Here is a 13874-nt window from a genome sequence, read left to right on the forward strand (position 1 = left end):
AGGAACCGGCTCTGCCGGACCTCAGGTATCGCCCCCCTTCCAGCGGGGAGGCGCCGAAGGCGACGCGGGGGGTAGGTGTTCTTGCAGCCAGAGTTCGAGCAGGCCCAGCTGCCAGAGCTTGGAGCCGCGCAGCGGCGTGAGATGGGCACTGGGGTCGGCCAGCAGGCGATCAACATACGCTGGCTGGAACAGGCCGCGCTCCCGCGCGGCGCGGCTGGCCAGCGCATCGCGCACGCTCTCAAGCACCTGGCCCTTGAGGTGCTTGAGCGCCGGCACGGGAAAGTAGCCCTTGGGCCGGTCGATCACTTCGGAAGGGATCACGGTGCGCGCGGCCTCCTTCAGGATGCCCTTGCCACCACCGTCGAGCTTGTGCCGCGCGGGGATTCGCGCGGCCAGCTCCACCAGTTCGTGGTCCAGGAAAGGCACGCGGGCCTCCAGGCCAAAAGCCATCGTCATGTTGTCCACGCGCTTCACCGGGTCGTCCACCAGCATCACCGTGGTGTCCAGCCGCAGCGCCTGGTCCACCGGGTCGCTGGCGCCCGATGCGGTGAGCCGTTCGGCAACGAAGCGACCGGTGTGGTCCTCGCCGAGCCAGGGCTCCCGCAGCAGTTCGCCCATGTCGGCGTGGTCGCGGTCGCAGAACGCCGCCATGTAGTCGGCCACCGGGTTGCGGCTGCCCTGCAGCCTGGGGTACCAGTGGTAGCCGCCAAACACCTCGTCGGCGCCCTGCCCGCTCTGCACCACCTTGCTGTGGCGCGACACGGCTTCGGAGAGCAGGTAGAAGCCGATGCAGTCGTGGCTGACCATCGGCTCGCTCATGGCGGCGATGGCTTCGGGCAGGCGACGCAGCAGTTCTGCCTCGGGCACGAAGATGCGTTCGTGCGTGGTGCCGAAGCGCTGCGCCACGATGTCGGCGTATTCGAACTCGTTGCCCTTCTCGCCGCCCACGTCTTCAAAGCCCACGTTGTAGGTGCGCAGGTCGCGCACGCCGGCTTCGGCCATGAGGCCCACGATGAGGCTGGAATCCACGCCCCCCGAGAGCAACGCGCCCACCGGCACGTCGGCCACCAGGCGGCGCTTGACCGCCGCGCGAAGCCCTTCGAGCAGCATCTCGCGCCAGTCGTCAAACGAGCGGTTGTCGTCGGCGCCATCGCGTTCGTAGCTGAGCGTCCAGAAACGGTGTTCTTCCGTGCTGCCGTCGGCCTCGATCTGGAGCAGCGTGCCGGGGGCGAGCTTGCGCACACCGCGCAGCAGCGTGTGCGGCGGCGGCACGATGGCGTGCAGGGAGAGGTAGTGGTGCAGGCCGACCGGGTCGATGGCGGTGTCGACGCCGCCGGCGGCCAGCAGCGCCGGCAACGAGGAAGCAAACCGCAAGCCGCCCGGCAGCGGCGCCAGGTACAAGGGCTTGATGCCCAGGCGGTCACGCCCCAGCAGAACGCGCCCGCTGGCCCGGTCCCAGATGGCGAAGGCAAACATGCCATTGAGCCGCTTGACGAAATCGTGGCCCCAGGCGTGGTAGGCCTTGAGCAGCACCTCGGTGTCGCCGGTGGAGAAGAAGCGGTAGCCCTTGGCCTCGAGTTCGTGGCGCAGCTCGGCGTGGTTGTAGACCGCGCCGTTGAACACGATGCCCAGCCCCAGGGCGGGGTCGAACATGGGTTGCTGGGCCGCGTCCGACAGGTCCATGATCTTGAGCCGGCGATGACCGAAGCCAAAGCGATCGCTCACGTTCATGCCCTGGCCGTCCGGGCCGCGCGCGGCCTGCCGGTCGTTCATGCGCGCCAGCGCCTGGGTGTCGACGGGTGCACCGTCGAATCGGATTTCTCCTGCGATTCCACACATGGGTGTTGTGCCCTCCTGCTGGACAGGCCGATCGCCGCTGGAGTGGAAAACGGTTGAGCGCCATACTGACCGGGCGATGCCGGGGCGCGTTCAACAGGGATGGGCGGATCGGCTGGTGCACGACCTGCGGAACGGACACCACAGGGCGTGGCGCCGGGAAACCGGCTGAACGGGTTTCCATCGTTCCGCGGGCCTTGGTTGCACGCGGGTTGAAAGATGTAGCGAGTTGAGGATTATATAGATTTGTGCATTTTGATCAACTTTTAAGTATTGAAATTCATATAATGAAATGGCCGTTTCACCTCACCGCATGGCAGCGGCAGGGCTTGGCGGTGCTGCCCGCGGCACTGGCATGCACGCTCAGCGCGATCTGGCTGCCCGAGCCACCGGCCACCATGTGGCTGGTGGGCTGGATCACCTACTGCGCGACCTACGTCGCGCTGGTCTGGCATCTCGCCGCACGCCTCGATGCCAGCACGACGCAGCAATGGGCGCAGCGGGAGGACCCCGGCGCTCCCATGCTGTTCGTCTTTGTCACCGCCGCGGCCTGCGTCAGCTTGGTGGTGGTGGCCATCAGCGTGAGCAACACGCGCACGCTGCAGGGAGGGGAGCGCGGCCTTCAGCTCGCGCTCATGGCCTTGTCGCTGGCGGGCGCGTGGTTGCTCATCCAGTGTGTGTTCACGTTGCACTACGCCCGCGTGTACTACCGGGATGGCCCAGCGTCGGGTCCGCTGGACCGTGGACTGGCCTTCCCGGACGGCCGGGATCCGGACTACCTGGACCTGCTGTACCACAGCATGGTGGTGGGCATGACCTCTCAGGTGGCCGATGTGTCGGTCCGGAGTCGACCCATGCGGCATCTGGTGCTGGTGCACGCGCTGCTGTCGTTCGCGTTCAATCTGGGCGTGCTCGCCACGGCGGTGAACGTGTTCGCCAGCGCGGGTCATTAGGGCGAGTCGGCTGAAACCAGCACCGCTGCGGTGGCTTCGTTCATGCCTGTGAGCGCGCTGAGGAACCGGCTTTCAGCCTCGTACCAGGGATGGACGATCGCGCTGGCAAGCGCCACCGCGAGGGTGACGGCGTAAGCGGCAATGGCGGTCGAGGGCAGCGACATGGCAGGGCTCCGGCGGGGTTGTCGGGGATCGCTGGGTGCGACCTGATTCCGTTTGAAGCCACTGTAGGCGTCCAGCCGCATCCAGGCGGCAGGACGGCGGTGGAACACCCTGTCGGACTTTTCCTACCGCTGCGGTGCCCGCGTTCACAGCGTCCGTGGCAGCTCCAGGCGCTGGGGTGTCGACGCCATGCCCGACCGGGCGAGCCAGTCGAACACCGAGTCCACGGTGACGGTCTCGATGCGGTCGGAGAACCGCTTCTCGCTGGGGTGATCGTCGAAAGCGATGTGGGCCGAACTCACCCGCGCACCCAGCCGGGTCATCGCACCCAGGCGCAGCGTCGTGGGCCGGTAGCCCTTGAAGCGCAGCCAGGCCTGGGCCTGTTCCCGCGTGGTCACGCCGGTTTCCGCCGCAAGGGCCAGCGTCTCCAGCGCCCACTGGTTGGACTGCTGGTAGCGCGTGCTCCAGGGGTAGCTCACCATGTTGTAGTCGCGCGTGTGCAAAGCCACGCCGCGCGCACGGTCGCTCAGGAGTGCGTGCAAGGGCGCCTGCAACGCGGGTTCGGGCACCGCCCACGCCGCTTCATGGCGCCAGAGATCGTCCAGAAAAAACTCGCCCAGCCCCTGGCGGTACAGCGAACCCACCGATGAACCGCACTGGTTGAGCTTGTGCAGCACGCGCCAGGGGCCCTCGGGCGTCTTGTAGGCCCAGCCCAGGTGCGAGTAGCGCAGTCCGTACTGGCCCAGGTCCTGTCCGGCACGCGCCAGCACCACCACGCGCGCCCCGCTGCGGCGGTGTTCGGCATCCAGCGCGGCCGCGGTGCGTTGCGCCAGGTCCATGCCACGTTCGATGCCCTGGGCGTTCAGGGGCTTGCCTTCGCAGGATCGGCCAGCGTGCGCGGCGGGCGCCACCAGCAGGGCCAGACAGGTGGTCAGGGCGGCCAGCAAGGTTTTCATGTCGTGCGTCCCGTCAGTGCGTGATGCGTTCGTTGTGCAGCAACGCGCGGCCCAGTTCGTTCGGAATGAAGGCGATCACCTCACCCGCTGCGGAGATCAGCACGCCGGTGCCGATCACGCTGACCGTGAGCGCCGCACCCACGCCCACCGAGACGGCCGAGACCCCCCGAGCGCCCACTTCGACACTGGCGCGCGCTCCGTCGGAGACCCGCTCCAGCACATAGACCGTGCCGCGCGCGGTGACCTCCACGGCCTTGACCACGACCACCGCGCCCGCCACCGACAGGGCCACCGGCACCGCGCTGACGGCCGCAGCGGCGGTGGACGCCGTGACCACCACCGAAGCCACGGGCAGGGCCGAAAGGGCCACGGAAGCTTCGCTCTGGGCGCGGGCCGGGCCGCAGGCGAGGCCGAGTGCGAGGCCGGCGGCCAGAGAAAGGGAAAGCCATTGCTTCATGACGAGACTCCTGAATGCTGGAATGGGGGACAAAGGATTGATCACTCGGCGGCAGCGGCAGCGCGTTCCTGCAGGTCCGCCTCGTGGCGGTCGCGCAGCGTCTTGGCCAGCGTGAAGGCCGACGTGACCAGGTAGAGCCAGCTCACCCCCAGGTAGGCGCGGTAGGTGTCGTTGATCTCCATGCGCAGCAGGCCCCAACCGGTCAGGCCCATCGCCACCGCAAAGCCGCCCCAGACCACCATGCGCCACATCGGTGTTTCGGGCACCCCGGCCTGCGCCGCCTGCTGGCTGTCGCGCACGGACTTCGCCAGCACGAACACGGTGGACAGGCAGAACACATAACCCATGACCATGAACGCGCGGTCCAGGTCCTGGCCGGGCAGCCTGGCCAGGCCGGTGGCGCAGAGAAAGACAGCGATGCCAAACGACACCCAGACCTGGAGCTGCCAGGCACGGGTGTCGCGCATCACGATGACGGGGGAACGGTTCGAAGCCATGAATCACCTTGGGTGGTTGTTGAACACGGCGCGATGGTCGGGGTTGGGCGCCCAAAAAGCATCACCAAACCCGACCGGTGTTCAGCCAAGGAGATTCAGGTATCGCTATTCGATACCCAGCCGCGAGAAAAAGGTCAGAAGCCCACGGCCGCGCCGTCGCGTCGCGAATCCGAGGCGGCCACATAGCCTTCGCGCTGGGGATCGCCCGCGCGCCAGATGAACTGGCCGGCGCCGAAATCCTGGTAGTTGTCGTGGATCACCTCGACCACGTGGCCCCGCTCCTGCAGCGCCTGCGCGGTGTTGGGGTCCATCTGCGGCTCGACGTTGATTTCCAGGCCCTGGTTGAAGCGCCAGCGGGGCGCGTCGCAGGCGGCCTGCGGACTCTGACGGTGGTCGAGCATGCGCACCAGCGTCTGCATGTGCCCCTGCGGCTGCATGTTGGCGCCCATCACGCCGAAGGACATGACAGGCTGGCCATCTTTCGTGAGGAAGGCCGGGATGATGGTGTGGAAGGGCCGCTTGCCCGGCGCCACCTGGTTGGGACCCGGCTGGAGCGAGAAGCCGTGGCCCCGGTTCTGCAGGCTGATGCCGAACCCGGGTTCCACGCAGCCGGAGCCGAAGCCCATGTAGTTGCTCTGGATGAAGCTCACCATCATGCCGTCCTCGTCGGCGGCGGTGAGGTAGATGGTGCCGCCCTTGACCGGGTTGCCGGCGCCGAAGTTCTGGGCGCGCTGGCGGTCGATGAGCTTCGCGCGGCTGGCGAGGTAGGCGTCGTCGAGCATCTGCGCGGCGCTCACCTCCATGCTGGAAGCCTCGGCCACGAACCGGTAGGTGTCGGCAAACGCCAGCTTCATGGCCTCGATCTGCAGGTGCTGCGAGTCCGGGCCATCCACCGGGAGACTGGCGAGATCGAATTGCTCAAGAATGCCCAATGCCATGAGCGCGGCGATGCCCTGGCCGCTGGGCGGGATCTCGTGCAACGTGTGGCCGCGGTAATCCTTCTGGATCGGCGTCACCCACTCGGGGCGGTAGCTGGCCAGGTCCTGAGCCGTGAGAGCGCCGCCGTGCTCCTTCATGAAGCGTTCGATGGCTTGCGCAATCTCGCCACCGTACAGCGCAGCGCCGCGCGTCTCGCCAATCAGGCGCAAGCCGCGCGCGGCAGCCTGGAACTGGAACAGCTCGCCCACGCGGGGCGCGCGCCCCCAGGGCAGGAAGGCCTGCGCAAAACCCGGCAGGCCGCCGAGCTCCGGCGTGGCCGCCGCCCACTTCTGCTGCACCACCACCGGCAGCAGGTAGCCGCGCTCGGCGATCTCGATGGCGGGCTCCATGAGGTCGGCAAAGGGCAGTTTGCCGAAACGCTCCGACAACGCCACCCAGGAGGCGACTGCGCCGGGCACCGACACCGAGTCGGGGCCGCGCTTGGGCGGCGCCTTCGCATCGCTGCCGTGCTTGCGCTGGAAGTAGGCCGCCGACCAGGCGGCCGGCGCGGGTCCCGCGGCGTTGAGGCCATGCAGCGCCTTGCCGTCCCACAGGATGGCAAAGGCATCGCTGCCCAGGCCGTTGCTCACCGGCTCGCAGATCGTCATGGCGGCAGCGGCCGCGACGGCCGCATCGACCGCATTGCCGCCTTTCCACAGCATGCGCAGGCCGGCCTGGGCCGCCAGCGGATGCGAGGTGGACACGACGTTGCGTGCGAAAACCGGGATGCGGGTGGTGGGATAGGGGTTGTGGAAGTCGAATTGCATGGCGGCTACTCTATCGCGGTGCCCGGCCCCGGGCGCCGTAACCACCCGGTAACCGGTTTCATGGACAATTGAAATCAAATTACAAGCCGGCGCCGCCGGCCTTTCACTTTCAGGAGACTGACCCGATGCCATCGCCCCTGCGCCGCGCCACCAAGATCGTCGCCACCCTCGGCCCCGCCTCCAGCGATCCCGCCCTTCTCGAAAAAATGATCCGTGCCGGCGTGAACGTGGTGCGTCTGAATTTCTCGCACGGTGTCGCGCAGGACCACATCGACCGCGCCGAACTCGTGCGCGCGGCCGCCCAGCGCGCCGGCCGCGAGGTCGGCATCATGGCCGACCTGCAGGGGCCGAAGATCCGTGTGGGCAAGTTCGCGCAGGGCAAGGTCATGCTCGAACCCGGCCAGCCCTTCGTGCTGGACGCCTCGCGAACCGAGCCCGGCGACATGGAGGGCGTGGGGCTGGACTACAAGGAACTGCCGCGCGACGTCAAGGCGGGCGACATCCTGCTGCTCAACGACGGCCTGATCGTGCTCACGGTGGACAAGGTGGCAGGGCCTGCCGTGCACACCACGGTAAAGATGGGCGGCGAGCTCTCGAACAACAAGGGCATCAACAAGCAGGGCGGCGGCCTCACCGCGCCGGCCCTGACCGCCAAGGACATGGACGACATCAAGACCGCCATGGGCCTGCAGGCCGACTACGTGGCGGTGAGCTTCCCCAAAAGCGCGACCGACATGGAGCTGGCGCGCCAGCTCTGCAACGTGGCCGGTGCGCACCTGAACCACCGGCCGGCGCTGATCGCCAAGATCGAGCGCGCCGAAGCCATTCCCGAACTCGCCAACATCCTCAAGGTGTCCGACGGCATCATGGTCGCGCGCGGCGACCTGGCGGTGGAGGTGGGCAACGCGGCGGTGCCGGGCCTGCAGAAACACATGATCCGCCTGGCCCGCGAGATGGACAAGGTGGTGATCACGGCCACGCAGATGATGGAGTCGATGATCGTCAACCCGGTGCCCACGCGCGCCGAGGTGAGCGACGTGGCCAATGCCGTGCTCGACGGCACCGACGCCGTGATGCTGAGCGCCGAGACCGCCGCCGGCCGCTACCCGCTGGAGACCGTGCTGGAGATGGCCAACATCTGCACCGAAGCCGAGAAGGCGGAATACCGCGAACTCACGGCCGACTTCCAGGGCAAGACCTTCAAGCGCATCGACCAGTCGATCGCCATGGGCGCGCTGTTCACCGCGCACCACCTGGGCGCCAAGGCCATCGTGGCGCTCACCGACTCAGGTTCCACCGCGCTGTGGATGAGCCGGCACAACGTGCGCATGCCGATCTACGCCATGACGCCCAACCTCTCCACCCAAAGGCGGATGACGCTCTACCGCAATGTGCGCCCGCTGCTCATGGACAACAGCATCGACCGCGACTCCGCGCTGATGGACGCCGAGGCGCACCTGAAGAAGCGCGGCATCGTGGAAACCGGGGATGTCTATGCCATCACCGTGGGCGAGCCCATGGGGCAGCCCGGTGGCACGAACACGTTGAAGATCTGCAAGGCGGGTTAGTCGAACCTCAAGGACACCCCGGTCACGAACATGGCGTCGGTCTTCTCCAGTCCGGTGCCAGGGTCGCTGTCGTAGCGGTAGCTCAAGCCTGCGGACAGGTTCAAGGTGGGCGTCATGGCCACCGTCAGGCCGGTGTCGAGCACCGCGCGGTATTTGCCGGAATCGCGCAGGTCCGGCAACAGGGTGAACTTCTGGCGCAGGCTCGTGGTCTCGGTGAGCTTGTGGCTGGATTCTTCAGCCAGCACCAGTTCCAGGCGACCGTAGCGGTCGCGCATGGCGCCGGCGATGTCGGTGGAGTTGATGTAGCGGTCGTAGGTGTAGCCCAGACCGGCCGACACGTCGAAGTAGCCACGTTCCTCGCGCCAGAGGTGGCGACCCACACCGCTGGCCACCGAATACCGCGCATCGATGTTGGCGAGCTGGTCGCGCAGCGTCTCGCCCGAGCCGAAGCCGAACCAGTCGGGCGAGATGTTGCGGTCGTACTGCGTGCGCAGCACGTAGCGGTCGGTGGTAGAGACCCCCGCGTTGCGGGCCTGGTCGGCCCGCGCGTTCCAGATCCACTTGTCGTCATCCGTCTGCCGGGCGGCTTCACCCGAGAGGTTGAGCGAGCGGGCATCGTTGTTGCCCGAGGAGACGTTGGCGCCCGCCGTGAGCAGGTAGCGCCATTGCCCATCGGGCTTGAGCGTGACCTGGGCTTGCGAAAGCGGCGGCGCCATCAGGGCGGCGACGGCGGTGAGCGTCACGAACAACGGACGACGGGACATGGCGATTCCTTTCTTGTTGGTACGGGAGTTCTGGCTTCTTCTCACCCAGAGGGTTCATCGAGCATGCACTCCAGTTCCGCGGGATTTGTGACCAATCGTTTCTTCGCCCGAATCCGGTGCACGATGGCTTGCGTATTCCATTCATGACTTCGCCACCTTCCACCGCCTTGACCACCACACTTTCACGCCGCCGCCGCTGGCTTGGCCTGCTGGGCCTCGCGCCCTTGCTGCAGGCCTGTTCCCCACTGCGCCTGATCAACGCGACGGTGCCTTCGCACACCCACACGGTCAAACGCGACCTGCCCTACGGGCCCGCCGAGCGCCAGCGCGCCGACATCTACCTCCCGGCCCCGGCCGTGACGGGTGCGCCCATGGCGGTGTTCTTCTACGGCGGCAGCTGGAGCAGCGGCTCGCGCGCCGACTACCGCTTCGTCGGCGAAGCCCTGGCCTCGCGCGGCATCGTCACCGTGGTGGCGGACTACCGCCTGAGCCCTGCCGTGCGCTACCCCGTGTTCCTGGAAGACTGTGCGATGGCGGTGCGCTGGGCCGGCGCGCAGGCCACGGCGTTCGGCGCGTCGCGCAGCCGCCTCTTCATCGTGGGGCACAGCGCGGGCGCCTACAACGCGGCCATGCTGGCGCTGGATCCGCGCTGGCTGGGCGGTGAGCCCATCGCCGGTTGGGCCGGCCTGGCCGGTCCCTACGACTTTCTGCCGATCGGCAACCCCGACGTGCAGGTGGCCTTCGAGTGGCCGGGCACCCCCGCCGATTCGCAGCCCCTGTGGCATGCCCGTGCCCACGCGGCACCCACGCGCCGGGCACTGCTGCTGGCCGCCCGCAGCGACACGCTGGTGAACCCTCAGCGCAACACCCTGGCGCTGGCCGAGGCGCTCCGGCGCAAAGGCACGCCGGTGGAGATGGAGCTGCTCGACCGCGTGAGCCACACCACGCTGGTCGGCGCGCTGGCGCCGCCCCTGCGGGGACTCGCGCCCGTGCTGGACCGCCTCAGCGCCTTCCTGCTGCAGCCCACAAGCTGACGCATCGCGTGACATTTGGCGCGGCTGGATCCGGCTGTGCCCTGCCCCCCAAAGTTAAACTCTCGGGTTACACCACGGTTACCAACTGAACTAGGGGATTCACATGGCGCTCGTTTCCATGCGCGAACTGCTCGACCACGCCGCCGCCAATGGCTACGGCATTCCAGCGTTCAACGTCAACAACCTCGAACAGGTGCAGGCCGTCATGGCCGCTGCCGACGAAGTCGGTGCACCCGTGATCCTGCAGGCCAGCGCTGGCGCCCGCAAGTACGCCGGCGAGCCGTTCATCAAGCACCTGATCCAGGCCGCCATGGAGGCCTATCCGCACATTCCCCTGGTGATGCACCAGGACCACGGCACCTCGCCCAAGGTCTGCGAAGGCGCGATCAACCTGGGCTTTGGCTCCGTGATGATGGATGGCTCGCTGATGGAAGACGGCAAGACGCCCGCTTCGTTCGACTACAACACCGAAGTCACCCGCAAGGTGGTGGAGATGGCGCACAAGGTCGGCGTCACGGTGGAAGGCGAACTCGGCTGCCTCGGCAACCTGGAAACCGGTGAAGCGGGCGAGGAAGACGGCATTGGTGCCGAAGGCAAGCTCGACCACAGCCAGATGCTGACCGACCCGGAAGAAGCCGCCCAGTTCGTCAAGGCCACGCAGCTCGACGCGCTGGCGATTGCCATCGGCACCAGCCACGGCGCCTACAAGTTCAGCCGCCCGCCCACGGGTGACATCCTGGCCATCAGCCGCGTGAAGGAAATCCACCAGCGGATTCCCAACACGCACCTGGTGATGCACGGGTCCTCCAGCGTGCCTCCCGAGTTGCTGGCCATCATCAACCAGTACGGCGGCAAGATGAAGGAAACCTACGGCGTGCCGATCAAGGAAATCCAGGAAGCCATCAAGCACGGCGTGCGCAAGATCAACATCGACACCGACATCCGCCTGGCCATGACCGGCGCGGTGCGCAAGTTCCTGGCCGAGAACCCGGACAAGTTCGACGCCCGCGAGTGGCTCAAGCCCGCGCGCGAGGCCGCCAAGGCGGTCTGCAAGCAGCGTTACATCGAGTTCGGCTGCGAAGGCCAGGGCAGCAAGATCAAGGGCGAAAGCCTGCAGGTGGTGGCGGCCAAGTACGCCAAGGGCGAACTCGCCCAGGTCGTGAACTGAGGATTCAATCCTCCCAGGCGGCCGCCTGGATGGCGGCCACGATCTCGCGGCCAGTGCGCACCAGTGCCGGCGCGAAGTCTTCGTGCAGGAGCGCCCCGTGCAGGCGCGAGGCCGGCCCACCCACCGTGAGCGACATCGGTTCGCGCCCGTCCCCCAGGTCCAGGCCCACGCCGATGGCGGCGATCTCGGCCTCCCATTCCGATGCAGACACCGCGTAGCCTCGCTGCGCGCACTCAGCCTGTGCGCGTCTCAGGCCGGCCTCGCGCTCGGGCCAGCGTTCGGGCGATTCGGCCTGCAGGCGGCGCGCCATCAACGACTGCATGCCCTCGGTGGCGGCACACCAGATCGCGCGGCCCATGGCCGTTTCGGCGAACGGCAGGCGCGTGCCCACATCCAGCCCCAGGATGAGCCGCGCCGTGCTGCGGCAATGCGCCACATAGACCACGGATGTGTCGTGGCGCACGCCGAGCGAAATGGCAGCCTGCGTGTGTTCGGCCAGCGTTTCCATGAAGGGCCGCGCAATGCGCCCGACCTGGAAGTTGGACAGCACGCTGAACCCGAGCGCAAGCACCGCCGGACTCAAGGCGTATTCACCGCTGGCGGGCCGATGGCGCAGGTAGCCCAGGCCCGTGAGCGTGAAGGTGAGGCGCGATACGGTGGCCTGCGGCAACCCGGTGCGACGGGCCAGTTCCTGGTGCGCCAGCCACCGGTCGGACGGGCCGAAGCAGCGCAACACCGACAACCCGCGAGCGAGCGCCGTGACGAAGCGTCGGTCGGTCGCCGGATCGGCGTCTGCTTGGAGGTGGGACTGGCTGTGGCGCTGGCGACCCATGAAAAGCTCCGTTTTCTGCACACCGGAATAAAACGCGACGATGCATCGCATCATATTCCGCTTGTCGGAACGGGTGCATCCCAGGCGACAAGCCGGCATGCTCGATTTCCCTGATCGGGATTTACGCCCGGGATGCGGCGCCGTATATTGAATTCACCGCCCCATTCGTTCCGCTGGGCGGAATTCAAATCACATGACGTCCTTGCCCCCGGCCCACTGGCCACCCGGACTGCCGCGTCACCTCACGCTGCCGCAGACGCACGTCTTCCACAACCTTGAGGTCTCGGCCCGGCGCTACCCCGACAAGCCCTTCATCGTCTACTACGACACCGTGCTCACCTACGCGCAGGCCTTGCGCGAGGCCGAACGGCTCGCCGGCCACCTGCAGCAGGTGTGCGGCGTGGTGCCGGGCGACCGCGTGCTGCTGTGCATGCAGAACAGCCCGCAGTGGGCGCTGGCATTTCATGCCGTCCTGCGCGCCGGCGCGGTGGTGGTGCCGGTCAACCCCATGAACCGCGTGGAGGAACTGCGCCACTGCATCGAGGACAGCGGTGCCACCGTCGCCTTCGTGGCGCAGGACCTGCTACCACAGGTGCGCCCGTTGATGGCGCCCCTGGGCGGCCTGCGCCATGCGATCGTCGCCACCTACAGCGACCACCTTCGCGCGCCCACGGACCTGCGCGTGCCCGACTTCGTAACGGCCTCGCGCGAGCCGCTGGAGGAAGACGGCCTCATCGCCTGGGCCGACGCGGTGGCACGCGATCTCGCGCCGGGTCCCTTGTCCACCGGGCCGGACGACCTTTGCGCCATGCCCTACACCTCGGGCACGACCGGCCTGCCCAAGGGCTGCATGCACACGCACCGCAGCGTCATGAGCACGCTGGTGGGTGGCGTGCGCTGGTTCGGCACCTCGCAGGATTCGGTCTGTCTGTCGGTGCTGCCGTTCTTCCACGTCACCGGCCTTTCGGGCAGCCTGAACGGACCGCTCTACGCCGGCGCCACGCTGGTGGTGCTCTCGCGCTGGGATCGCGAGGTCGCCGCCCTTTGCATGCAGCGCTACCGCGTCACGGTCTGGCAGGCGATTTCCACCATGGTGATCGACTTCCTCGGCCATCCGGGCATCGACCAGATCGACCTCTCCAGCCTGGCCTGCATCCGCGGCGGCGGCGCGGCCATGCCGGACGCACTCGCCGCACGGCTCAAGGCACTCACGGGGCTGGACTACATCGAAGGCTACGGCATGTCGGAAACGATGGCCGCCACCCACATCAACCCCATGCATCGGCCCAAGCGCCAGTGCCTCGGCCTGCCAGTGTTCGATGTGGACGCCCGCGTGATCCACCCGGACACGCTGGCCGAACTGCCGGCCGGCGAAACCGGCGAGATCGTGGTGCACGGGCCGCAGCTCATGCAGGGCTACTGGCACAACGCCGACGCCACCAGCGCCGCCTTCATCGACATCGAAGGCCGGCGCTTCCTGCGCACCGGCGATCTCGGCCATGTGGACGAAGAAGGCTATTTCTTCATGACCGACCGCCTCAAGCGCATGATCAACGCCAGCGGCTACAAGGTCTGGCCGGCGGAGGTGGAGGCCCTCATGTACCACCACCCCGCCATCCAGGAAGCCTGCGTCATCGGCGTGCGCGACGCGCGGCGCGGCGAGAGCGTCAAGGCGCTGGTGGTGTTGCGCCCGGAGCAGCGCGGACAGGTCAGCGAACAGGACGTGATCGACTGGGCGCACGGCCACATGGCCGCCTACAAGAGCCCCCGCACCGTGGAATTCGTCGACTCGCTGCCCCGTTCGGGCAGCGGCAAGGTCATGTGGCGCGAACTGCAGGAGCAGCAGGCCGCGCGCGACGCCTTGACCCATCCCCCCTGATCCCTCGCCCCCCGCCACCCTGC

13 protein-coding genes are annotated in these 13874 nt (G+C 67.6%); 5 read left to right on the top strand and 8 right to left on the bottom strand.

Features of this window, described 5'->3' with window-relative positions; all coding sequences use genetic code 11:
• Positions 1 to 21: 21 nt before the first annotated feature.
• Positions 22 to 1839: an N-acetylglutaminylglutamine amidotransferase gene (locus tag ACTIEY_RS05810; RefSeq protein WP_439518128.1), complete on the bottom strand. Its 1818-nt coding sequence runs from the start codon at positions 1837 to 1839 to the stop codon at positions 22 to 24.
• Between the two features lie 284 nt (positions 1840 to 2123).
• Here ACTIEY_RS05810 and ACTIEY_RS05815 point away from each other — a divergent pair, with 284 nt between their 5' ends.
• Positions 2124 to 2789, top strand: coding sequence for a DUF1345 domain-containing protein (locus ACTIEY_RS05815; protein ID WP_439518129.1), 666 nt, complete (start codon positions 2124 to 2126; stop codon positions 2787 to 2789).
• Here the strand turns inward: ACTIEY_RS05815 and ACTIEY_RS05820 are convergent.
• The 5 genes from ACTIEY_RS05820 to ACTIEY_RS05840 form a co-directional block, all read right to left on the bottom strand.
• Positions 2786 to 2953 (bottom strand): hypothetical protein, encoded by a 168-nt coding sequence (locus ACTIEY_RS05820; protein ID WP_439518130.1) that lies wholly within the window; start codon positions 2951 to 2953, stop codon positions 2786 to 2788. The two genes, ACTIEY_RS05815 and ACTIEY_RS05820, sit on opposite strands and share 4 nt — an antisense overlap.
• A 144-nt stretch (positions 2954 to 3097) precedes the next feature.
• Entirely contained in the window at positions 3098 to 3907 is an 810-nt protein-coding gene (locus ACTIEY_RS05825; protein WP_439518131.1) for a DUF2145 domain-containing protein, read from the bottom strand.
• A gap of 13 nt (positions 3908 to 3920) precedes the next feature.
• The gene (locus ACTIEY_RS05830; protein ID WP_439518132.1) at positions 3921 to 4364 is read right to left on the bottom strand and encodes a hypothetical protein; all 444 of its coding nucleotides are present in this window, start codon (positions 4362 to 4364) and stop codon (positions 3921 to 3923) included.
• Between the two features lie 41 nt (positions 4365 to 4405).
• Entirely contained in the window at positions 4406 to 4861 is a 456-nt protein-coding gene (locus ACTIEY_RS05835) for a YiaA/YiaB family inner membrane protein (RefSeq protein WP_439518133.1), read from the bottom strand.
• A 134-nt stretch (positions 4862 to 4995) separates the two neighbouring features.
• On the bottom strand, positions 4996 to 6606 hold the full coding sequence (locus ACTIEY_RS05840) for a gamma-glutamyltransferase family protein (protein WP_439518134.1): 1611 nt from the start codon (positions 6604 to 6606) through the stop codon (positions 4996 to 4998).
• Positions 6607 to 6731: 125 nt separating this feature from the next.
• Between ACTIEY_RS05840 and pyk the strand changes: the two genes are divergently transcribed.
• Entirely contained in the window at positions 6732 to 8174 is a 1443-nt protein-coding gene (gene pyk / locus ACTIEY_RS05845; RefSeq protein WP_439518135.1) for a pyruvate kinase, read from the top strand.
• Here pyk and ACTIEY_RS05850 read toward each other — a convergent pair.
• Positions 8171 to 8938 carry a DUF481 domain-containing protein gene (locus ACTIEY_RS05850; RefSeq protein ID WP_439518136.1) on the bottom strand — a complete coding sequence of 256 codons (768 nt, stop codon included), beginning with the start codon at positions 8936 to 8938 and terminating at the stop codon, positions 8171 to 8173. The two genes, pyk and ACTIEY_RS05850, sit on opposite strands and share 4 nt — an antisense overlap.
• A gap of 167 nt (positions 8939 to 9105) precedes the next feature.
• On the opposite strand from ACTIEY_RS05850, the gene ACTIEY_RS05855 reads away from it, so the two are divergent.
• Both ACTIEY_RS05855 and fba read left to right on the top strand, forming a co-directional pair.
• Positions 9106 to 9972: an alpha/beta hydrolase gene (locus ACTIEY_RS05855; protein ID WP_439518137.1), complete on the top strand. Its 867-nt coding sequence runs from the start codon at positions 9106 to 9108 to the stop codon at positions 9970 to 9972.
• 103 nt (positions 9973 to 10075) lie between these two features.
• The gene (gene fba, locus ACTIEY_RS05860) at positions 10076 to 11140 is read left to right on the top strand and encodes a class II fructose-bisphosphate aldolase (RefSeq protein WP_439518138.1); all 1065 of its coding nucleotides are present in this window, start codon (positions 10076 to 10078) and stop codon (positions 11138 to 11140) included.
• A gap of 4 nt (positions 11141 to 11144) precedes the next feature.
• On the opposite strand, the gene ACTIEY_RS05865 is transcribed toward fba, so the two are convergent.
• Positions 11145 to 11972, bottom strand: a complete 828-nt coding sequence (locus ACTIEY_RS05865; protein WP_439518139.1) for an IclR family transcriptional regulator — start codon at positions 11970 to 11972, stop codon at positions 11145 to 11147.
• Between the two features lie 193 nt (positions 11973 to 12165).
• On the opposite strand from ACTIEY_RS05865, the gene ACTIEY_RS05870 reads away from it, so the two are divergent.
• Positions 12166 to 13851, top strand: coding sequence for a long-chain fatty acid--CoA ligase (locus ACTIEY_RS05870; protein WP_439518140.1), 1686 nt, complete (start codon positions 12166 to 12168; stop codon positions 13849 to 13851).
• The last annotated feature ends 23 nt before the right edge of the window (positions 13852 to 13874 follow it).

This window comes from Hydrogenophaga sp., from assembly GCF_051858985.1.
Lineage (GTDB): Bacteria > Pseudomonadota > Gammaproteobacteria > Burkholderiales > Burkholderiaceae_C > Hydrogenophaga.